This is a genomic window from Spirochaetales bacterium (genome assembly GCA_016930085.1).
GTDB lineage: Bacteria > Spirochaetota > Spirochaetia > SZUA-6 > JAFGRV01 > JAFGHO01.
On sequence record JAFGHO010000083.1, the window covers coordinates 16417 to 40353 of the forward strand.

The 23937-nt window shown below is 50.2% G+C and carries 9 protein-coding genes; 4 read left to right on the forward strand and 5 right to left on the reverse strand.

Annotated elements, in window-relative coordinates; all coding sequences use genetic code 11:
- From JW881_14250 to JW881_14270, 5 genes are all read right to left on the reverse strand, one after another.
- Positions 1-924 (reverse strand): hypothetical protein, encoded by a 924-nt coding sequence (locus JW881_14250; protein MBN1698673.1) that lies wholly within the window; start codon positions 922-924, stop codon positions 1-3.
- A 128-nt stretch (positions 925-1052) separates the two neighbouring features.
- Complete coding sequence (locus JW881_14255) at positions 1053-1751, reverse strand: hypothetical protein (GenBank protein ID MBN1698674.1); 699 nt, start codon at positions 1749-1751, stop codon at positions 1053-1055.
- 15 nt (positions 1752-1766) lie between these two features.
- Positions 1767-4151, reverse strand: a complete 2385-nt coding sequence (locus JW881_14260; protein MBN1698675.1) for a transglycosylase domain-containing protein — start codon at positions 4149-4151, stop codon at positions 1767-1769.
- An 11-nt stretch (positions 4152-4162) separates the two neighbouring features.
- Positions 4163-9961 carry a hypothetical protein gene (locus JW881_14265; GenBank protein ID MBN1698676.1) on the reverse strand — a complete coding sequence of 1933 codons (5799 nt, stop codon included), beginning with the start codon at positions 9959-9961 and terminating at the stop codon, positions 4163-4165.
- Between the two features lie 11 nt (positions 9962-9972).
- Entirely contained in the window at positions 9973-15150 is a 5178-nt protein-coding gene (locus JW881_14270) for a hypothetical protein (GenBank protein MBN1698677.1), read from the reverse strand.
- A gap of 153 nt (positions 15151-15303) precedes the next feature.
- Here JW881_14270 and JW881_14275 point away from each other — a divergent pair, with 153 nt between their 5' ends.
- From JW881_14275 to JW881_14290, 4 genes are all read left to right on the forward strand, one after another.
- Entirely contained in the window at positions 15304-16533 is a 1230-nt protein-coding gene (locus JW881_14275) for a glycoside hydrolase family 88 protein (protein ID MBN1698678.1), read from the forward strand.
- 76 nt (positions 16534-16609) lie between these two features.
- Complete coding sequence (locus tag JW881_14280) at positions 16610-17905, forward strand: HlyC/CorC family transporter (GenBank protein ID MBN1698679.1); 1296 nt, start codon at positions 16610-16612, stop codon at positions 17903-17905.
- Positions 17902-19134: an HlyC/CorC family transporter gene (locus JW881_14285; GenBank protein MBN1698680.1), complete on the forward strand. Its 1233-nt coding sequence runs from the start codon at positions 17902-17904 to the stop codon at positions 19132-19134. Before JW881_14280 ends, JW881_14285 begins: the two co-directional genes overlap by 4 nt.
- Before the next feature lie 290 nt (positions 19135-19424).
- On the forward strand, positions 19425-23921 hold the full coding sequence (locus JW881_14290) for a translocation/assembly module TamB domain-containing protein (GenBank protein MBN1698681.1): 4497 nt from the start codon (positions 19425-19427) through the stop codon (positions 23919-23921).
- The last annotated feature ends 16 nt before the right edge of the window (positions 23922-23937 follow it).

The following is a 23937-nucleotide window of genomic DNA, read 5'->3' on the forward strand; positions in this document are numbered from 1 at the left end:
TCAGAGCCCGAATCTGCCTGTTTCGATCCATTCGTTTTTTATGAGCGACCACCAGTCGACCGCGAGTCCCCGGAGGACATATTCATAAGGAAGCCACCCGTAGCCCACGTCGCCCCATCCCGTTCCCCACGAGTTTCGTATCAAAAGCGCGCCGGTCGTTTTGTTCGCCCCGCCGCCGGCTGTGGTATTGACGATCTCCATCTTATCGTCGTAACCCGCGGCAATGACGGCGTGGCCGCCGAGGATGCTTTCCCCCGAGGACGGGAAGGGAATTTTCCCCGAGGATGAGGCCTGATCGATGGAATCATAGACCGTGAACCCGAACATCGACGGAAGGCCGCTGGAAATATTTGTCTTGATAAGGGAAAGCAGTTCGTTTTTTTCCGTTCCCGGGGGATCGAGGCGGTAATAGCTGATCGCCTGGTAGTTCAGGCCGAACGAATAACAGAACGCCGTCGGTTCCTCATCGAATGTGCTTTCCGAATACGGCCAGTAAGCCTCCGGCGGAACCCCGAAGAGGACCATGGCGCCCATGGTCGTCCGGATGAACGCGCCCGTATCGCCATTTGTCCGCATGAGGTTCCGAGTCGCCTTGTAGAGGAAGAGACGAGAGGCGTCGATGTGCCTGTCGAACGACCTCCGTTCGAAATACTCCAAAAGTCCCACGCCCGCATGCGAGGTACACGAACCGAGGGACAGCTGGTTTTCGACCGGGGAAAACCATTCCCGGAGAGACACAGCAGCCGGGACTCCGGTTTTACTTTTTTTCCCCGCTTTTACCGCACCCAGCATGTCACTGATGGATCTTTTCAGTCCCAGTTCCCGCTGCTTTTGCGAGAGTGACGTGCGGTCGACCGTATAGTCCCTGAAATCGGGATAATCCGGTATCCATCCCATGCCGTAACCTCTATTACCTTCTCCCATATGAACGTTCCTCCTTATGTATGAAAAATTATTGTATAACCGAATCGTTGTCGTGTTTGGATATATAGTCTATCACATTTCGTATTTTTAACAGGAGTTCATACGTCGTTTTTAAAAAAATATTTCTCTCATTCAATAGCTCTCACGATTACCTCGTCGATCCCGATCGAAAGACTGTTCGTTCTGAAGGAGATATACATCCCCGGCTGTATGACCGTGTCCAGGTCAAAGGGGTAATAATATTCAGGTTTACGGGGATGATAAAACCTGCCTTTTCCGTTAGTGCAATCGATGCGTATTCTGAACCGGAGATGATCATTGTCCCGTCCCGTCGCCGTAAAATCCTCAGGAGAAAGAATATCGGGATCGAGGGGGTATTCGTCGCCCTTTTTATTGTGAAGGAAATCCATATGTACCGGAGACGTACTCCGGTAGACCTGGAGGAAAAAGCAGTCGTCCCGGCCGTAGGCTTTGGGATCGAAGGTCATCCAGAGGAGGAAAGAGCGTCCCATCCCCCAGCTTCTTCCGGATGTCGGGGAATCGATGCAGATATGGATGCCGAACCCCCCGTAACGATCGGAAAGTCCGCCTCTATAGAAGCAATCAAACTCGTATTCCATGATTCCTTCCTGTTTGACCATTCTTGCCGAATGGGTCATCGTATCGGCGGTATCTTCCTGGACGAGGACCCCGTTTTTTATCGTCCATGATCCATTGATACGCTTCCATTCGCCCATGATGGCAAAGCCGTCCCGGATGAGATAATCTTCAGCGAGGCAGGGAAACGTCGCTGCGAATATCAGGATGAGGAAATGGAAAAGTTTCATTGTATACTCCTTGTCTCAGTAGTCATCGACGTCGATCACGACTTTTTTGCTGTAGATATGGGCGCGGGCGAATTTCGCCTGTATCGTATGTGTTCCCTGTTCGAGGTTCCACCGGATACTGTAGGGGAATCCGGTTACCTGATACGCTTCCCCGTCGACGAGCCAGACGATTTCCTTAACAAGGGGCTCAACGTGCGCCCTGAGGGGGATCGATTGGCAGGCGCGGGGTGTTTCCGGATCGATAAGAAGACTTGAGCCGTTTTGGGGATCGAGAATGGTGATCGATGCATCATCGAGGGTTTCATAGGCGACTTCGGGTGTTTTATAGCCGTGTTTGACGGCCCACGCGCCGTATTCGGGGGGAAGAACGGCATATGACTGTGTGACGACCCTGTTAACGGGGGTTGTTTTTCCCGCGGGTTTGCCCGTCGCGCCGTCGATGGCAAACTCCCTGTGGAAACCGCAATATTCGAGGGGCTCTTCACCAGGACGGAAATATTCGATCGAAATATCGGTACAAAAAGAACCGGCACATTTTCCCGAGAGCTTGCATATCTTCCGCGGAATGGTATCCGGTGGCTTTTTGAACGGTTCTTCCCGTATTCCCTGCTTTTTTTCCGGGTCCAGGAAGGTGAAGACGGAATATACCGCAAGGGCCGCCTCACCGCCCGTGAGGTGATTCATACGGTGGTTTTTCGGATGCCCCATCCATATCCCGACGATGTAATCGGCGTTATAGCCGACCGCCCATGCGTCGCGGTAACCCTGGGAGGTTCCCGTTTTTATGGCGATGGGATAGGAAAAGCCGATTCTGCTCAATTGTTTGAAAGAAGGCGAGCGGGCAAGCGGATCGGAGAGAAACAGCGAGATCTGCCTTGCGGCATTGACGGACATGAGCCGCCTTCCTTTCTCCTCCCGGCTTTTATACTCGAAACAAAGCCGGAATGTCTCCCCGTCTCGGGCGAGCATTCCGTAGGCGGAAACCAGTTGTTCGAGGGTGACATACAGCCCGCCGACGGCAAGCCCGTAGCCGTAATAATCAGACGGGTGTTCAGCGCCGCTTCCGAGACCGAGTTCGCTGAAATATCCGAGTGTCCTGTCGATGCCGATTGCATCGAGCACCCGAATGGCGGGAATATTCCTGCTGTTGGCAAGGGCGTGGCGGTACAGCAGCGGGCCGAGGTAATCGTCGTCAAAATTACCCGGCCTGTATTCACCTTTAATACTCAGGATGGAAAGGGGAAGATCGGGAATGATACTGGCCGGCGTAAAGGTCCCGGTATCGAGCCCCAATCCGTAAAGAAACGGTTTCAGGGTACTCCCGGAAGAGCGGGGGGTGTCGGCGTAATTGATCGCCCCGGCGTTTTCTTTGTCATCGTAGCGCTCGCTCCCGATATATCCCAAAATATTTCCTGTTTTCGTTTCAGCGACGATCACGGCGATATTGCCCGCGCCGCACGGCCTGTATTGCGCCATACACTGCGCCGCCGTCCGGTCGAGAAATTGCTGGATTTCCCGATCGAGACTCGTTCGTACCGGGCGGGAATAATTTTGGGTTCCGTTTTCCCCCGTTTTTTTTCCGTACGTTTCGAGCAGCCTGAAAAGATAGTGATAGGCGTATTCGGGACGGCACTCTTTTATCTGATAGCTTTTATCATACAGCACACCAAGCGCGGTCCGGTATTCTTCTCCGGACATATGTCCTTCCGAATACAGTATTTCCAGAATAATACGAGCCCGTTTCGCCGCCTTGAGCGAACCGTCGAACGTATAGAGGTTCATTTCTCCCGGCGCCTTGATCACCGCAGTGAGAAGCGCTGCTTCGGCCCAGCTGATGTCGGAGAGGGGTTTCCGGAAATACCGCCGCGCCGCGTACGCGACGCCGTGCATCTGGTTTCCCTGCGGGACGATCCTCAAATAGTGGCGGAGTATTTCCTCCCGCGGATACTTCAGCACGAGCAGCATCGCCGTGTAGATTTCACTCAGTTTGTTGAGGAGTTCTCTTTTTTTGGGATTCTGCATGCGCGCGACCTGCATCGGAATGGTTGACCCACCCTGTACGGGTTTTCCGCTTATGTTATTGAGTAAGGCCCGGAGAAGTGATCTGAAATCACAGCCGATATGGGAATAAAAACGTTTGTCTTCGATCGCGATAAACGCCGCTTTTATCCTTTCGGGAACCGGTCCCTCGATCTTCCAGAATCCGTATTTACCGTCTCCGTTCTGGAAATCGGTCAAATATTCGTTGTCTCTGTCCTCGAAAAGGGGTGTCGCGGGAGGGCCCGCCAATCGTGCGGTGAGGAACGCATGAACGAACAACATAAAATGGGCAAGGAAAAGAATAATGAATGACAAGGCAACAAGGGGTTTGATTGTCTCTCTTATCGGCGTTCGTCTCATTGACCGGTCCGCTACTTTCCGTCCTTTTTGGTATCGATCTTTATTCTCGTTCCGTCGCTTCTCCCGTATTTCGACAGGTCGTACATGAGGCCGCATGTCGCGGGGGGCTGGATGCACTGACCTTCGAAGCCGGCACGGACGCGAAAATAAAAATCGTAGGTGCCGCGGGGAAGGTAGTCGTAATAAAAGGTGACATGATCGTCTGCGTACACGCTGTATGAGGGCTGCCGCGTGAAACTTCCGGCCGGTTTTGCCTCTTTGGGGGCCGTTTTCAGTTCCGGATTCAGCGGTTCGAATCCCGATGCGAGGGGAACGCGGATCGCCACATAGTACTCGTCAGAGGCACTGACAAGCCGGATGTGTTCTTCGACAATGTCTTCCGTTTCATACCGGATCGTGCCGCCAGCCTGTACCGCGTTTTTTGCCGCAAGCCGGTTGTCGCTGTGGTAGCGGAGATGTTCCCTGCTCAAGACAAATCCCTTTGATACGGCGGTTACCGTGTCCCCCGGTCCGGCGGGGACGTATTCGATGGAATAAAAGCAGGCGGGATCTGTCTTCGCGTTCGAGGAAGAGAGGGTGAGGGAACATTCGTCCGCCTGCGTGTCTTCGTGAATGAGAAGGGGCGAGTCTTTCAGCACGAGGTCGCTTTTTCTCCCCCCTGATTCGAGGGTGAACACGACGTTGTCCCGGCGCTTTGCCTCGATCGAGAGGATATCGCCGAGTGCAAGAAGCACCGCGACATTCGTGGCCGTGTTCCCCCAGCCGTCTTCGTCGGAACGTGAAACCAGGTAATCGAGCATCAGCCGGACGTCTTTCGATGACGGATCGGCATGGTAAAGAGCGCGCAGCACGGAAGCAAAACTCTGCATTTCGTAAGAAAGAACGGGACCACCCCACCTGGTGTTCGTATATTGAAGCCCCTCGAACACCCTTTTCCTTTTCTCATCGAGGGAAAACACGGTACGTTCCCGCAGCAGCGCGAGGAGTTTTTTCGCCTGCTCGTTCGATTTTTTACCGTTTTTGATAAAGTAATACAGGATTCGACCCTGTTCATAGAGATCCGAATGATAGGCGGCAACGAGGAGGTCCTGCGCGTATTCCTCTTCATAGATGCCGATCTCACCCAACGCGAGCAGGGCCTCGATCCGTTCGCGCAGGGCGTATCCCGATGTGAGGAAAGCGTAGTCGCTTCTCAGGGCGCGTTTCAGGGCGGCAACCGGTCTGTCGAGGAGATCCCCGGGGAAATCGAATCCGGCGGTTCTTGCCAGAGAGAGAAACTCGACCACATAGGCGGTCAGAAAGACATACCCCGCAGAGCCGGGCCAGAACGAGTAGAGGCCGTCATCCGTCAGACACGAACCGAGGTAGGCGACCAGTTCGCTCATCTGATGGGTATCCGGATAATAGGCGTCTTTTAATCCGAGTGTGTTGAAGAGATTGAAGAGTGCGAGGCCTGGATAGAGTTTGCTGATACGCTGTTCGGTGCAGAGGTGGGCGTAATTCGAAAGATAGGTCATCCCGTTCAGGATGGAAAGAAGGACCGGTTCGGTGGTGATGATGAAACGTCGGCGGACGCTGTTTTTTCTGTACGCCTCCCCGATTCCCGGAAACTGAAGCGGCTTTTTACCGGTCAGCAGTCCGAAGCGGTCGATCCTGTTTTTCGCGATATCATATTGCCACGGAAGCCGCAGGCTGAATCCGTCGGACGCGTTGTCCGCGTCGCGCTTGACGGCAAGGGTGATTCTGACCTCCTTCATGTACGGTTCCGATGTTTCTTCAGGAACATGAAAGGGGAAATAGAGACGGTGCGGCCTTCCCGTTTCCCACACAAGGTGTCCCGATTGTTCGATAAAAAGCCCGCCGTCGCGTCTGATATACATTCCGTCCGTTTTAATCTGATACGAACCCGGACCCCCTTCGCCTTCGACGACCCGACCGATGCCGCCGGCGACGAAATCGTCGAACGGCCGGACAAAGCGGGGAAGCGATGACTGGACGATGAGTGGAAGGCGGACCGAGATTCTGGATGATGCGGTTCCGAACTTATCCGGGCCGGAGATACCGATCGCCCTGACGGCAAAATCGGTGAGGTTGTCGGGGAGGGTTATGCGGACCGAAGCTTTCCCGTTTCGTACGACAATTGTATCGTTGAAATACGGCACGGTCTGGAATACACGGCGTATCGATGTTCGTTCGATGAGACCGATCTCCTTTTCGAATTCGCCGCCGCCGCCGGGATTTTCCTCGACGGCGAGATTGCCCACCACATCGTTTCTCGTTTCGCGAATTCTGATGTGGGAACGGACGTCCCCGATAAACGAATACAGCGGGTTTTTGAATTGTTCCGTTCCCAGCGCCAGGACCGCCCTGTCGACGAGCCAGAGGGAGACAGCCCCGTCAAGGGGGACACCCCGGGCATCGGTCATGGTAACGGTGAGGGTTATCTCCTCACCCGGTTCCGTTTTATTAGGATGATCCAATGTGATGAGCGCCTTGTTTTCATCGGGTTCCACGTATATCCAGGTGGTATTTGCCATCGCCTGGGGCTTTCGCCTGTCGTCTTTGAAACGGACCTGTTCCGTTCCGCCGCCCGGAAGCCTTCCTCGTATAAGGAGGGTATGAACGGGAAGCCTGGGGATCATGTTTTTGGTCACGGGAATGGAAAAAAGCCCCGTGCCGTTTTTGATATCGATCCAGTGATATTCATTTGCGTCCGGCTTTTCCACCGCGATCAAAGCGCGCGCGGACTGAAAGGGGCTTTTCAAAAGAAGGGTGGCGAGGTCTCCTGGTGAATATGATGATTTGTCGAGGGTGGTCTCGAATATATTGGCCTCCGTTTTTTTCCATGTGACGGGGGTGTCCCCGGTCACGAAACAATCGGTATATACCTTCTGCATCCGGCCCAGGTTGTCCCAGCCGAGGACTTCCGCCACATAGATGCCGGATTCCGTCACCGGGACGGACAGACGGATCGGTTTTTCACCGGAAACATATTCCTTTTCGAAAATAAGTTTGTCGACGATATCGGAATTGTAAGCGGCCTCCCCGGTGGTAATATCGGTTTCGGTCAGGTAGGAGTGCCACTCGCGGTGATAGAGGCGCACTTTTATTTCCTTTCCCGCAAGGGGCGCCTCGTTATGGCCGATCACGAGTATTTCCGGTGTGACGGCGAGTCCCTCCCGTATCAGCTTTTCGAGTTTCAGTCCGATAACGAACGGCGGGAGGGCGAGTACGCTCGTCGAAGCGGTAACCGTCTGAATATCGGCCCCGCGGACTGTCGCGTGGATGACATACCGCTGCGGGATCGAGGTGTTTTCCGTCGAGGGATCGATAGTGAGGGTCGCCGATCCGTTAGCGTCGGTCAGGTCCTCGAGTGAGTAGCTTCCCAGAAATCCCCCGGCTCGGACTGCGGTAAACCGCTCGTCGGATGAAAAAAGATAACCCGGAAAATCATGGGAAGTGATCTGGTAGCCATAGCGGTTGACTTCCCAGGTTATCTGCTGGTCGACCACCCGGCCGCCTGAGTAGTAGTCGGCGGTCATGGTCACGGTAAACACTTCATCCAGGGGAGTCTTCTCCGGGGCGGAAAGATTAATTTCAAAACGGGGAATTCGGTAGGCTTCCTTTTTAAAGGAAGTTGAAGCAAGCTGCGACCCGGAATCAGTATCCATCAAATATACCGTGTACGTACCGGTGGGTATATTCTGTTTGTCGAAGAGAAGGGAAAAATAACCGTATTCGTTCAAGGTTACCTTGTAATCCCATGATTTCCCGCCGGGACCGCTAACGATCACCTGCGCTCCCGTCTCGCGATCGATTCGTATAATACCCTGCTTCCAGACACGTTTGTAGCCGAGGACATGAACCGACTCTTCCGGGCGGTAAATGGGGCGTTCTGTGAGAATAAAGCCTTTTTTAGCCGCTTCCTCTTTTATGGTGACGGGTTTACTGTTCAGCCAGGAAAGCCAGTTGCCCGAAGACCCGAACCAGTGATTGTTCATGAACTCGGGCGGCGGATTTTGCGGGTCTAAAACCAGATAATCCCCGTCGAGGGATACAACGATTCGCTTTATACGTTCCGGTATTTCGACCATATGGGAATAGTAAAACCGGCCTTCCCGGTCTGTCGATCCGCGGATGATCGTTTTCCATTGTTTGTCTTCGTAAGACTGTATCGATATATCGGCCCCGGAAAGCGGCTGTCCGGTTTTCAGGGATGTGACGATAAAATTGATACCCTGTTCTTCTTCGATCGTACTCAGACTCAGGTCCGTGACGGTCATTTTAACGTAATACCGCCGCGAGGAACCCTCGAGTTCGCGGTAACCGAGGAGATAGGTTCCCGGCGCGCCGGGACCCGAAATTTCTGCGAGCATGGAGGCGACATCGATACCGAAATCGGCGTTCGAGGTGCTTTTATCGATGGGAAGGGATATCACCCGGGAGATGAGGGGGGTGCCGAGAAGCCTGATCTGCTCCGCGATCTGTGTCCCGTATTCCGGTTCCTCGCCGGGCATCCTGGGCGGGGTCGATTCATCGATGATCACGGGATTCGTGGGAAACGGCCAGAAATTGAGATCGAGGGGACTGACTTTATGGATTCTCAGATCTATTTTTTCCATGGCCCGGCCGGTCATCGGGTGGTACTGGGGCCCGTACCGTTCGACGATCGCGCTTGCCTGCAGCCACCGTATGGAGGGACTCAACGAGGTGTAATAGAAATACATCGACGATTGTCCGAAAGAGGAAAGCCGCCGTCCCGATCTGCTTTCAAGGGGGATATGGGAGAGGGCCATCTGATAAGGTGTTTCGCGTTCAGCGTCAAAGTAGAGGATGATTCTTTTCCCGTAGGCGTTATAGGTGAGGTTGCGGACGGCGGGCGTGATTTTGACGAGCTTTTTCACCTCCTCGACCGAAGGCGATGCTAAGTCTTCAGAGAATTCGATGAAGAGAGGATTTTTTCTTGTTCCGCAATTAATCGCCTGTTCCAGTGAATAAACGCTGCCGTTTCGCGCGATCGGATATTTGACAGAGCCGCTTCCCATACCGGCGATCGTAAACTCCCGTTTTGTCTCGAAGGTGTAGGTGGCAACCGAGCCCGGGATCGCGGGGTTCAGTGAAAGATCGAGCGAGAGGACCGCGCGTTTGCCGTATTCGACAGGGGAGGAAAGTGTGACAATATATATCGAATCGGAAGAACGTTTTTCCCGGTCGAATTCCTTGATCCGTATATCCTCTCCCGTGATCCAGCGTGTTTCCTGTTCATCGAGGCCGGGCAGCTGCTGTATTGTGATGGTGATCATTTCCGCAAGGTCGCGGGGTTCGATTCGTTCGCCGAAGGTAAGGGTGATTTCCGAAAAAGGCTCCAGATCCGTTCTTCGGGACGGAGACACGTGCTTGGGCGGGATCATGAGGGTGGCAATGCGGTGCGTACAGGTGCCGGTCGAAACTTCGAACTCCGCAAGCGGGGGCCAGGGGATCGCGGGTAAAAACTGGAGTATATGGTCGTCGAGCCATTTGTATTCACCCGGATGATCCGGGGTTATTGAAATGATTCCTTCCGGATTATCGAGAGGTCCACCGGAAGCGGGGCCCCGTGATTCGGAGTAAAATACCGTGACCGGATCATAGCTGCGTAAAAAGGATTCGGGAAGGACGAGACAGTCTTGGTTTGCCGTGAGGCCGGCGGTGTCATCCGGAAGATGTTTCCCATACCGGATATCCGCCGTTTCACCTTCCCCCAGCGAATATAATATGGGGTTGCAGATGAAGATGAGTACGATAATAATAGGTATATGCCTGGTATTCATTGTTTCCTTCCTTATCTCGCACCGTAATTTTTCAAAACATCGTGGGGAATATCCTGTCTTGAGCCCCTTGTTCCGAGAAGCCTTGGCGTGTATTGAATCGCTTTATCCCCGGAGAAGACAAGGTAGTAATAATCGCCGGGGAAAAGGGTATGAAAGATAAGGGGCCCCTCTTCAATAATCCCGAATTGCCGGTCATAGAGAATCCCGGAGAGCCCGTCGGCCTCCCCCCTTATCCCGATCCCGATGAGTCCTTCCTTTTCGACAGAAAAGACAAAAGCCTGATATTCACCCGCCCCGATAAAATAGCCTTTCTCGTCCCCGTTTTCGGTAATCCGATGCGGGACGAGAAAAGAATACCAGAGCATTCCCGCTTCCTTCCCGTCTCCGGCGGATTCGAGATACACGCCGTAGGTGCCGGGTTCGACATTGCGGAAGAGGGTATTACCGGTTGCCGTTCGGGAAAGGTTGATCGAAAGCAGTTTTTTGCGGTCGAACAAAGCGAGAGTACCGGGCAGTTCGCTCCGGATATGAAGAAATCCCGGTGTTTTCACATTGACGGTAAAAAGTCCGGGGCCATCGCCGGTTATCATCCCGTTTTTCAGTGGTTCAGGCACGCGGTTCAACGCGTTTTTTACCATGGGGGCGTATACTTCGGATGAGTCGGCCTGCCAGACAAAGACACAGCCCGGTTTGTGGTATATTTCACAGATACCATTGTAAAGCGGAAGTGTGATTAGCCCGCGCGCGTCCGAGAACATCTCTCCCTGATAGATGATACCGTTTTCCGCTTTCAGTACGGCCGATGCGATATTACCTGATACACAAAGAAGCCCCTCCCGTTTTTTCGAAGTAACGGTCAGCCTGAGTGTTCCGTGATCCAAAAACAATTCCCTGAAGCGTGTCTTCTCATCGACGCACGTTATGATGTCACGGCCGCCTTCGGCACGGCCGCCTTCGGCACGGCCGCCTTCGGCACGGCCGCCTTCGGCACGGCCGCCTTCGGCACGCGATGCTTCAATCCTGAAAAGCAGCGGTTTTCCCGTCGTATTGACGATTGAAAAGCTTCCGCCGTTCGCCGGAACGATGTGGCTTTGATTCGCCGATGTCGCGGCATAAAGCTGCCGCGGCCCGCCGTTTTCCCAGTGAAAGGCGATGAGCCCTTTTGATAAAAGAAGCCGGATGAGCTGCGGTTCTGCGGTCAGCGTGAACGTGTATCCGTTTCCGGGTCCCAGAGTAACCGTTTTTTCGCTGTAAAAAGGAAGTGTTTCCTTGTTTTGAAGCGCAAAGGATGTGGCGGAAATAGTGCAGGGGGGGAGGTCTTCTCTTGCAGGGCTGTCTTCCGCTATCCATAATCGACCGCGGAACTCTCCTTTGATTGGCAGCCCGAACATTGTTTTTTCATTGTCCATCCCCATTCCTTCCCACCGGTAGGAAGCGGCCGCCCGTTCTCCTTCCCCGGCCACCGAAAGACCGATTTTTTTCCCAGGCAGCCATGCCTCGAGAAGAAGAATATCGTTTGCGTAGTAGGAGAGTGAAAAGGAGTGTTCCGTTCTGTTTAACGGAAATGAGACGGTCGAGGGCTTATTGATTATTACAGGCTCGATACCGATGGTACCGTGTTCGTCATTCGTATTGAAAATCCAGCCGGTATCTTCGATCATGTTATATGGGACCGGGGTCACCGGTTCTGCGGGGACCTCGTATCCGGGGGAAAAAAGGAGTCCTTTACGGACACCTGAAATCGTAAAACTCGTGTTCATGGTATTGACGAGTCGTAATGCCCTGTCGATGTCCGCCTCCTTCTTCCCGTCGAGCGTCAGGTGTTTGGTTTCGACCTGCTCAATGGCGATTGTCGCCTCGATATCTTTCTGCAGACGGTGGGAGAGGATGAGGTCGTAGCGACGGTCCGGTTTTAAGGGGATTGTCAACTCGTTCTGAAACGATGCACAGCGTCTGTCACCCTGATAAAGCGTTCCGGTAACGGTGAGTTCCGCGGTACAGAGGATGCGTGCGAGTCCCCCGCGAGCGCCGGAAAAAAACGGTATCCTCGTTATCGTGTTTTCACCCAGAACGAGATTTTCCGTTAATGGAAAATTTTTCCGTGATTGAAGCGGTGTTCGTTCCCGTATTCTGTCAAGAAAGACCGTGCTTGTATTGTCATAACCCTTGTCCTGTTTTTCAATATATAGCAGATAACTGCCCGCATCGTATTGTGAGAGCATCTCGAAATTCCAGTCATGTTCCATATCGTCGTTTCGATCGAGGAGAAGAGATCTGTCGCTGTTGTAGAGGGAGGCTTTCAGATCCGGCTTTCCGTAACTCCACATGCGAAGGATTCCCTTTTCATCGTTCCTCACCTCGATTGTTGCAGGATATCGGGTGATCTGTTTGCTGAGTCCCGGAGCAAGCTGGTCCGTCCTGACGGTAATGGTATACGGGTATGCGTTGTTTTCTTCATTACTCGAAAGTTCGATCCGGTACTCACCCCCGTCACATTCGAATGTATTTCGTTCGGCGCCGGGAAAAGCGATTTGTGTTTCGGTTTTCAGATGGATCATGCTTCCCTTCATCCCGGCCGAAAGATCGATCGTGATCGTCATTGCGGCGGGAAGCGAAAGGGAATAGACATCGGGCGGTCTGCCCGGCCTTTCGTTCCATATCCCTTTTTTCACGCCGTTCAGTACGATTTCCCGTTCGTTTTCTCCAACCGGATCCGTTTTCCTCATTGAGGTAATCCTTCGGGTACGGTAATCAAGCGGGAGGGAATAATAGGTATACTCACCGGGTGTGCAATACCCCCTGTATGCTCCGTTTCCGTCAAGAACCAGGGGCCATCCCCCTTCCTCCTCGAAGCGGTATGGAAAATCGGACTGGAATCCGATCGTTTCGATAAGGTAATTTCCCGCTTCTCCCACCGAAACCCCGAACCGTATCGCCCGGTCTCCCTCCAGGGTATACCTGCAGATTGATTCGTCACGGATCGTAGCGCCTTCCGTTATGCCGGTCTTATTGCAGTGAATGCCGCATCTGCCCGCCGATTGTCCGAGGGTTTCGACCTGCACGAGATACGTGCCTTGTTTCAGGTATGTTTGAAAGAGCGCGTTTCTTCCCACGCCGTTTTGTGAAACACTGAAGACATCGGTTTTGACCGGTGTTCGCATCGTTATTTTGGTCGCGAGTCTGCCCGAGGTTTCGATACGGTAGAGGGCGGGCTGCGAAACGAGCAGAAGGTACGGCTTAAGCTCACGGCGCGAAAAATCGGTATAGACCGGTTGTTCTGTGGTGAGTACCTGATAGACCGTTTCGGGGTCTTTGACGGAAAGGGGCCGTTTCGGGGCTTTTAATGGAATAGGCCGGGTGTTGAGTGAAAAATAATCCCCGTAATCAAGAGTGTTCGTGAGCGTCAGACTATGCAGGCCTCCTTCGAGTCTGAAAGCGTTTCCCGCCTTTCTGTTATCGATCGACAGCGTAAAGGAGATTCCTTCCACTTCGAGCAGGGATTCGGCATCGACTGAGATAGAAAGGGTAACGGATTCGCCGCGATTCAGGTAAAGGGGCAGGGGATCGTCGAGCGAGAGGGGAAGTTCTCGCTTTATCAGTGCCGTGCTTACCCCCGGTATCTCATTACATTGAATCGTGTGGTTTCTTTCGTTTCCGCTTACCGAAAGGCGCGGCCAGATGAATTGGTTGGCGGGTTCCTGTGGAATAGTCCCGCCGATCGCCTTTACCTTCCCCTCATCGTCACGGTGATAAACGGCAAAGTGAAGGATTCCCGCTTCGACAGGCCTGATTTCGAATACATAGTACCCGTTCGTCAATTCGACCTGATTGCCTGCTTTCGTGAATGGCGCGTGGTATCGTGATTCCGAATCATTGCTGAGATAAAAACGATATTCCGCCTTCGCCCCCGTACCGAACTCCTTTATCCGGTAGGTGCCTTTTGTTTGGACCGCGAGAAAAGCGTATGCATGTTCTAAAAGATTGATCTGTCTGTATAACTGTCTGCCTTTCGCGATCCGGATTACCTCATCATGAACGATGTTGATTTCATTCAGATCCCCGTATTCGGAATAAAAAGCGGTTAGATCGAGGCGTTGTTTTCCTTCGATCGATCGCATACCGGAAATAAACCAGCTTTTTCCCGCTTCTTCCCGTGAAAATGACACCGAGTTTTTATTGTTGAAAAAAAGCAGCCTGACGCGATGCCCGGGCTTTGCGGTGATTGAAACGATGTGGTCGTCTCGCTGGGAATACCGCGACAGGGAACACCATGGATGCTTCGATTCTTTATGGATGGAACCGGTGCTCGAATCGACACGTAATGTAAGCGGCTCCCGATCTTCCTGTATCGCCTGGAAAAATGAGGCACTTCCTGAGGCGAGATAGTGATCCGTCCCAAAGGGGGATACCTCCAGTTCCAAGAAGTTTTCACCGCCCAGATGGCGGAGACCGCGCCTGAGATAAAAAGGAGACGTTTTCTCATCATCCGGCCATTCTGCTTTTACTCCGCCCACACACAGGAGAAGGTATGTCCCGGCCGGAAGCCGTGCCGTGATATTGTAATGGTGTAACGGTTTCCCGGATCGCGGATCGATACGGTGTTCCGATATATGCAATGATTCTTTCCAGTAGCCGTCACGCCAAAGGGAAACGGATGAAAGCGAGCGGCCGGCTGCATCGATCACGAGCTGTTCATCCTCAACGGTTTCCACCCAGAAGGAATAGATTTCCAGATCGTCGAGTTCACCCTCGAAAGAATCGAGATCCTCGATGCGGGGAAAAGACCGGTTTGCGGGTATGATGTTTTTTTCCGTATATTCGATGACGTCGACGGAAAGGTCCCCTGTTGTTTCCGGTTGTTTTTTCATCCTGATTTTATATTCACCCTTATCGAGGAGGATATCGAGTCTTCCTTCTTTCCCTTCCTGCTTTGTTTGTGATTGAAGGGTACCGGACATCCTGTCACAGACGGCGAATGACGCCGGGGGGATACCGTTCACCCTGATGCTGTACCACCCGCGTTTACCGACGGACAGTATCGTCTCTGTTTTCTCACCGGATGTGAAAGCGGTTTTTGAAAGATGAACATCATTCCCGCATAAAAGCGGCGGGCTGATACAGATAAACAATGCAAATAAAAGCGTTTTAAGCGAATAACGAATCACGTTTCGATGAGCGTGGGAGGGCATCGTCACCTCATGTAATATTGAAGATACCGTTTTAATGCCGATATGACGTTTTTCTGAACACTTTTTTTTATACAACATGGATAAAGCATATAGTGAACGGGGCGAAATGTCAATTTCGGTAACGGCCGGCGATGGCGGGTATATAGGGATAAGATGAGGATAATTAATTGCGGCAGGTACTTGCCGTATCATATGATTTTTGTTTACCATATACCGATGTCGGGAAGAAAATCCAATGTCGAAAGATGCCTGAGGGCGGTCGCGGATGCAGTGATATCCGCCTCTACCTTTCGCTTTATCGATCCTGAAAGCGGTGTGCAGTATGACTCGCCGTCGTCCGCCCCCCGCGATGCCGCGCTGGCCCTCCAAAGCCCGTATAATGATTGGCGGTACTGGAACGGGGTGCTCAATATCGGCATGAGGAAAGCAGGGGAGGCGGTAAAGGACGCCACCTATCGGTCGTTTCCGGACAAGAATATCGCGTTCTGCTTCGATCATGCCGGGTATTTCAGAAAAAAATACAAAGGTGATAAAAAATGGGTATACCCTTTTGCTCAGCATTATATTATCGAGGAACTGGATGATTGCGGTGCGATGGGGGCAAGCCTTATCGAGATATATCGATATGACAAACAGAAACGCTACAGGAAGTATATCGAACGCGCGGCGGATCATATCATGAACAAACAGCACCGCCTCAAGGACGGTACATTCGTCAGGCATTTTCCCTGTTACGGCACGATCTGGGCAGATGATTGTTATATGAGTGTCTCTTTTTTATCCCGCATGGGTGAACTGGAGGGGTTGGCGCGGTTTTTTGATGAAGCGGTCATCCAGGTACTCAACTTTCATTCCCACCTTTTCGACGGCGGGAAGGGCATCTGCCGCCATTGCTGGTTCTCTCATACGGGGAAGCCGGGTGTTGCGTTCTGGGGACGCGCAAACGGATGGATACTCCTCGCACAGGTTGACCTCCTCGACAGGCTGCCCGAAGAACATCCCGATCGCCCCCGGTTGATTTCGATATTCCGGAAGGAAATAGAGGGTATCGTGCGATATCAGGATACCGGGGGCTTCTGGCACCAACTCCTCGACAGGGAAGACTCCTTTCCGGAAACATCATGCTCCGCGATGCTCACCTACGCGATCGCCCGCGCGATCAACGTTGGGTACGTCGATGAATCTTTCAAAACAAACGCACGGAACGGCTGGAAAGGCCTTGAATCGGTCATCGGGCCGGACGGAACGGTTTTTGGGACAAGTACCGGAACGTGCATCGGAGGCGACCTGCATTATTATTACAAACGCCCCCGGCCGGTCAATGATATTCATGGAATCGGTCCCGTCATTCTCGCCGCCTCTGAAATACTGGCAATGTCATGAAAACTGTTGCAATCATCGTAAAAATATTCTATCCTGAATAATTCATGTGCTTGATTATTTTTGTGTAGAAACCGGTATGGAAGAGGGTAATATAATCGATTTTCTGGTTTCTTTGATACTCCTCGTCCTTTTTATGATCCTTTCATCTTTTTTTTCCGGAACAGAGACGGCTTTTTTTTCATTGAACAGCCTGGAACGGGAAAAATTGAGGGGGATAAAAGGAAAATGGAATAAATCCGTCATCGAACTCTTTTTTTCTTCTCCCGACCGGATACTCGTCACCATTCTTACCGGAAACATGATCGTCAATATTTTCGCAACTGATATATTCGCGCTGTCCTTTTCGGAGATGATTGTCGAACGTATCCCGTTTATGGATTCGGAGTTGTTTTCCGTTGTGGTGATGACACTCATTATTCTTCTTTTCGGGGAAATGACACCCAAAAACCTGGCGATCCGGCATCCACTCGCCTTTGCGCAATCTTCCCTTATTCCGTTGTCGTTTTTTACGAAACTTTTTTTACCACTCACCTGTATATTCAATTTCATGCGATCAAAGATCCTGATGAGTCTGCCGGCAAAAAACTCGCAAGACGATACAAAAAAAAAGGCCCTTATCGGATTTGCCATGAAAGTCGGATTTCAGGGCGGGCTTATCACAAAATACGAACTCGATATACTTGAATCGTATCTCGATTTTATCGATAAGACCGCGGCCGATGTCATGATTCCCAGGACGGAGATCCGGGGAATCGATATCTCAACTGAGATCGGGCATATATTCTCACTTATTTCCGAGGGCAAGGCGAAACTGGATGGTTCGTTTTTATATGTTTATCAAAATGATTTCGATCACCCTGTCGGATATATAGAAATAAAGGATTTGCTGCCGTTAAAATATAATGTCTATCCCGATGAAGGCGGCGCTGTCCTGAAATCGATTGTAAGGCCGTACTACTCGGTTCCGGGGTCGAAAAATCTCGGAGAATTGACCCGTGAACTGAGGCATTCGAACAGTGCAGTCGCCCTTGTGATCGATGAGTTCGGCGGTACCTCGGGTATCGTCACATTCAAGACGATCGTCCAGGATCTGCTGGATTATTTCTATTCATCGGAAAAGGATTCGATTCTCCGTATCGGGGACGACCTGTTTTCCATACCCGGATCGATTGAAATAGAGACCCTCGAGAATTTTTTCGGGGTCTCTTTCCCTTCGGAAAGCAGAACGATATCGGGAATGATTATTGAAAAACTGGGAGAAATTCCGGAACAGGGAGTTTCCCTCGATGTGTCGGGAATACGCTTTACCGTCAGAAAGGCGGGGAAGAACAGAATCGTCCGCCTCGAGGCCGGAAAAGGAAAGGAAGCATGATAATCACCGGTATCGTCATTTGTATCGTGATGGCGGGATTTTTCGCGGGCCTTGAAACAGGCCTGCTCGCCGCGGATCAGCTTTCCCTGTTTATAAAAAAAGAGAAAAAGCTTCTCTACGCCCGGGCGGCCCATTATCTTCTCATAAAACCCGAACGGCTTCTTTCGACGACACTGATCGGGACGAATATCGCGGTGGTGAGTGCGACGGTTCTGTTGAAGAGTCTTTTTTTACGAATGGGTTATCCCCTCTGGTTATCCTGGCCGGGCAGCCTCCTTTTGAGTATCGTCCTGCTTGTCTTTTCCGAAATTATTCCCAAATCGTTTTTCAGGCAGCACGCAGACGGTCTGAGTGTTCGCATTGCACCGCTTCTCACTGTTTTCTATATCCTTTTCATTCCCCTTTCCTTTTTCCTTAACAGGATCGTCGCGTTCATGCTTTTTGTTTTCCGTCAACGATCCGTGAAGCGGTTGCCGCGTTCCCGGGAAGATCTTCGATTACTGATGAAACTCATTTGCAGGGAATCGGGTATGCAGATAACGGGTCAAAAAATAATAGATGATATTTTTGATTTCAAAGAAACAATGGCCCGTGAAGTAATGGTGCCTTTTCATGAAGTACCGGTATGCAGCAGGGGCTCGTCGATCAGGGAAATCATCATGTTTTATACTGAAAGAAAATCCCGTTTTATCCCCGTGTTTCTCGAACGCGCCGATAATGTCGTCGGAATCATCGACATGGATACGGCATTGACCGTTCAGGCGACGTCGATCAATGATATAATGAAGAAGGCGATTTATTACCCGGAAACAAAAAAGATTCCGGATCTCCTTAAAGCCATGATCGAAAAGAATGAAGAAGTGGTTTTTCTCGTCGATGAATACGGCGGTATTTCCGGTATGATCTCAAAAAACGATATCGCTGCCGAGATCGTCGGTTATATACCGGAAGAACACAGAAGCCAGGCAATCGATATCTCCATTATTTCCAGGAATGTCGTTCATGTCTCCGGTACGACCGACCTCGAGGATCTTTTCAGGGAGACGGGAATACGCATCGAAAAAGGTAATTATGATACGGTCGGCGGATATATCTGTTTCAAAACCGGTGAAATACCCAGGGCCGGAACGGCCTTTACCGATAAAGGGCTGGGCTTTTCCATTCTGGAAAGCGATGAACGGCGTATAAAGCGTATCGAGATCAGGAGGATTAAAAAAGAAGAACTCTGATCAATCGCGCACGGGGGTGCTGCCGGATGAGAAAGACGGCAATAAACGGAAATAGATGTAACTATTATAAAAGAACGTCATTATTATTAATAGGGAAATACGCATTTAACTTTCAGAAAGGCCGTCCGGTTATTTTTGTTTTTTTGTATCGGCATAATGATAAAATGTGAAAAATTGTATATATTTTCTTAATGATGATACTGCGTGATAATCATGAGGAGCCGTAAATTTGAGATGACGTTCCGGCGTTCCCGATTGACGTCACGGCAAAGCAGGTGACTGAAAAGGCATTGAAAACAAAAAAAACTTCCTGGCTGAGAAGGGGAATAGAAATACTCATACTTGTCGGGCTGACGATTGTCGCCACACTCATATATCGTTTTGTCGATAATGAACTGACGATACGAATGGAAGTACTCAAAGAGGATATACTCCACTATCTGGAATTACAGCTTGGAAGAAAAATCAGCTATGATAATATTTCACCGTCGGTTTTCATGTATCTTGAAGTCCGCGACCTGAAAATCTACAGCATACGAAACAACGAGGAAGAACTATTCAGATTGAAAAGGGTGAGGGTGATGTATAATCTTTTCGTCCTGCTTTTTTCAAATGATCCCCTGGCTGCGGTTTCGGAAATAAATATATCCAATACCCTTTTCAAATTCAATCCGATGAATGCTTCCGGCAATGAAGCGGGAGAATTACAGAAAAATCTCCTTTCCAGACTCACCTCCTCGAATTATCTGTTCAGAATCACGGGCAACAATGTCAGCGTTCATCTCTATACGGAAAATGCCGAGATAACCTTTACGCATCTGTTCTTTGAAATAAACAGTATCGCCCAGGCCTACCAGCTGAATATCAAAAAGGGAGTCGCGACGATTGTGATAACCGATGAGAATGGTCCGCATTCGTTCGATATGGAATTGAAAACAAAAGGAAGCTTCGACCGTGATTTCAGCGGAGCCGATTTTATCGTGAAATTCCTTCATTTCTCGACCGATACGATTTCCTTTCAGCGGCAGACCCTGCAGATCACCCTTGACGATAACCTGATCGATGTTCGAAAAATTCAGGATAAATCCCCGATCGATCTGCATCTCTTTGCGGATCTCAATACCGGTACGTTGACGTTTAATTTTAAAACGGAAAAATTCCAGCCGCAGACCATGTTCCGTTTCACCGGACCATGGGAGCCGTTCAATCAATGGCTTTCATCGGCCATCACTTCATCCGGGACATTCGATGTCAGCCTTGGAGACCCGCATGTCACGTATGAATTGAGCGCGGATATAGGATTGAATCATCCCTCCCTGCCGCCCGGGATTCTGGTTTCGGCCCGGCTGCACGGCGATGAAGAAAAAGTATTTCTCGAACCACTCGTCGTCAACTCCCGGCTCGGCAGAATCGATTTTACCGGAAATGTCCTTTTCAGAAACTTTTTCCCGGAAGGGTTCCTGCGGCTGGTCAATGTAAAGGTGGCCGAGGATAAACGCGTTTCGGCAGATTTCAAGCTTGACAGAAGCGAAGAAAGCCTGAGTTTGCGGGGAACAAAGCTGACTGTCGGGGCGAGTGAGTTCGATCTTTTTGTCCTCGATATTTTTCCGCGATTCGATTCGTTTTTCTTTCGTTTGCAGACATCGTTTTCACAAACGCCCTATACGAATACGATTTCCTCGTGGGGTACGTTGACCCTTGATCATGCTGCAGGGCTTGAGCTTTACGGAGAATTATCATCCATCCCGGTCTCCCACATCTACAAACTCTTTATCAAGGATAACGCATTTTCGCAGGGGCGGTACGAGTTTTTACAACGATACTATCTGAGTTCGGAGTTTACCTTATGGACTGATTTTGAAGATTTCAGGTTCGAAACGGATCAATTCATCGTACAGGATAAGAAGAATGATAAAAACTATCTGAGTATGGTGTTGAAGGGAAACAATAAAGAGGCGTTTGTCGAGGACTTCACCGCCGACTGGGAGAATTACGCGATTGAAGCTTATCTGAAAGCCGAGTTTGGAAACACCGGGGGATTTTCCTTTCAATCATCGATTTCGGTCGAGGGGATTCCCTATAGCTTTTCAGGGTATTACACACCGCGAAAAACCCTGCACGTCGCGGGAAATTACGGTTTCACCGCCTCCTTTATTTTTTCCAGAAATGCCGATATTTTGTTTTCGGCAAAGGCACTCAAAATACCGATTCCCGTCAAAGCGGAAAAAGACACCACCGTCTATCTTGCCTTTACGATGAACGGCATCTTTCCGGCAAAGGGAAAGTGGCAGATCGTTTCTCCCCATACGATTTTCTATGACATTCCCCTTTTTATGTCTCGCACCAATGTGTGTGAGTGTGCTTTTGTTCTCAATAATGACGAGATGTATGTATCGGCGATAAATTACAAGGACGGAATTTCGGAATTATCCGGCAGCGGCGAAATTCTTTTTTCCGTCGAAGGCGAAGAGGGGATCTCCGGTGATTTTTATCTCGAGGGCGCGGCAACAGGTGAGCAGTATTCGTTGTCGGTGACATTTGAAAAGGAGATCCTTGATTTCAGGCTTGTCTTCGACAACTCACCGGCAGAACGGATAGGGAAATTTCTGTTTTCCGGTTCTTTCAGCGGGGAAGTAGCGGTAACGGGGCCGCTCGGCGATATCGAGACAATCATCGATTGTAATCTTGTCAAGGGAAGCCTCATCGGCGATCATGTCGGTCTCGAGACCCGGATTGTATTAAAGGAAAACAAGCTGATAGTCGAATCGCTCTCATTATCCTTTCTTTCCAACAAAATCACACGCTGCACGGGAGAATTCCACAGGACAAAGGGAGATTTCTCATTTACAGGTCATTATATCGGAGATTATTTCAGAAAGGATATACAGTGTAATTTTGTTTTCGCCGGAAATGTCGTTAATATGGATAAGCGAGCCAATATTTTTACTTTCCTGGACCAGGAGATGTCGAGTACGGTCGGGCTTTCCGATATTTCGGTGGATAACGATTCATTTGATCCATGGTCGTTATCCTTTACCAGAAAGCCCGACGGCCTGATAGTAAAGGGGGGGCCGGAGGAAGTCTTTACAGGATTTATTGCCAAAAACGGTGATTTTGAGTTCACGATCGTGAAACCTTTTCCCATTCAGGGATATGCTAAAGGTAAGATAATCGACAAGAATATCGATGCCGCGATCGAACATATCTGGATCGATACCTCCGTTTTGAATGTTATCCTTGGCGAGGATATTATCAAATTTACCCGGGGGAGTATTTACGGGAATGATATCGCAATCAGCGGTTTTTTCATAGATCCACTTTTCTCCGGCACCGCCCGTGCGGAAAATGTCAGATTGTCCTTTTTCCTCAGTAAATATGATACGGAGCCCTTTGATGTCGATCTTTACTTCAATGACAAACAATTCATTCTCGACAACAAGACCGTCCAGGTAGGAAGCGGATATGTTTCGGTTTCCCGCGCGATTTTCACGATCGATCATTGGCTTCCTACACAATATTATCTCAATTTCTCCTCCGATGAGTACATCGGCATCTATTGTGTTCATAATTTCGGACCTGCCTTTGTCGACGGCTATGGAATCGGCTCGATCAAGGTATTGGGCGACACAGAACGGGCAATTGTTTTGGGTGATATCGAGGCCAGTTACAGTACCGTTATGCTTCGGGATGAACCGGAGCAGCAGGAGGATGAGGATCTCGAGTTCGATTTTATTACCGATATAGCGTTGACCAGCGGGAGAAAAGTAGAATTTGACTGGCCAACCGTAACTTTTCCCGTTTTGCGGTGTTATTCTACAAAAGGTTCGACCGTCACTGTTTCGTACAATACGACAAACGAAAAAATCGAGTCGAAAGACCTGGAAAACATGTTCGAGCGTCGTGAGACTGAATATCGGGAAATTTGGGAGTTGTTTAAAAAAGACGAACAGGTGGCATCCCTAAAAACACACAGGGATTACCCCGTCATTATGCCGGGATTTGTCATGAGAGGGTCTGCCGGGATAAAAGGCGGTGAGGTTTTCTATTTCAACAGAAACTTCTACCTGAAGTCGGGTAATATTGTTTTTAACGTATTTGATCCTGAAGATATCGATCCGACGGTGACCGTTCGGGCCGAAATCTGGGAGATTGATAATGAAACTGAGGAGAAGGTGCAGATTTTTTTGATCGCGGAAAACAATAAGCTGAGTGAGTTTTCTCCACGTTTTGAATCCATTCCATCGAGAACGGAAACGGAAATTTTTGCCCTTTTGGGCAAATCGATTCAAGAACGGATCGAAGAAAGCGGATTCGGTCTTTCCGTTGTTTTGCTTTCGAGCGAGGTGCTGGGGGAGATCGGTATATTCAGGAGTTTCGAAGAAACGGTGAGAGAACTTTTTAATGTCGATCTCTTTTCAATACGAACACAAATTATCGAAAATGTGGTGCGCGATAAATTTATCGATGATCAGCCCGTCGATGAAGAATACACAATTTCTTTGGGCAAGTATCTTGACAATACGACCATAACTATAGGACAGTATGTCGGAGATGATTTATTCGTCACCGGTCTTGTAAGACTTACGGAAGTAGATTATTATTCCTCTGACAGTTTATTCGGCAGTGGATTTTTCGGGGTCGAACCTGAGTTTGAAATCAGTCTGGAATGGCCCACTCCGTTTTTCCTTCTGGAGTGGACGTTCAGTCCCGATCAGGAACACCTTGATGATCTCTTTTTTTATCTGACAGATAATATAATAAAGCTGGAGTGGAATTGGAAATATTAAGAAAAAGGATTTAAGG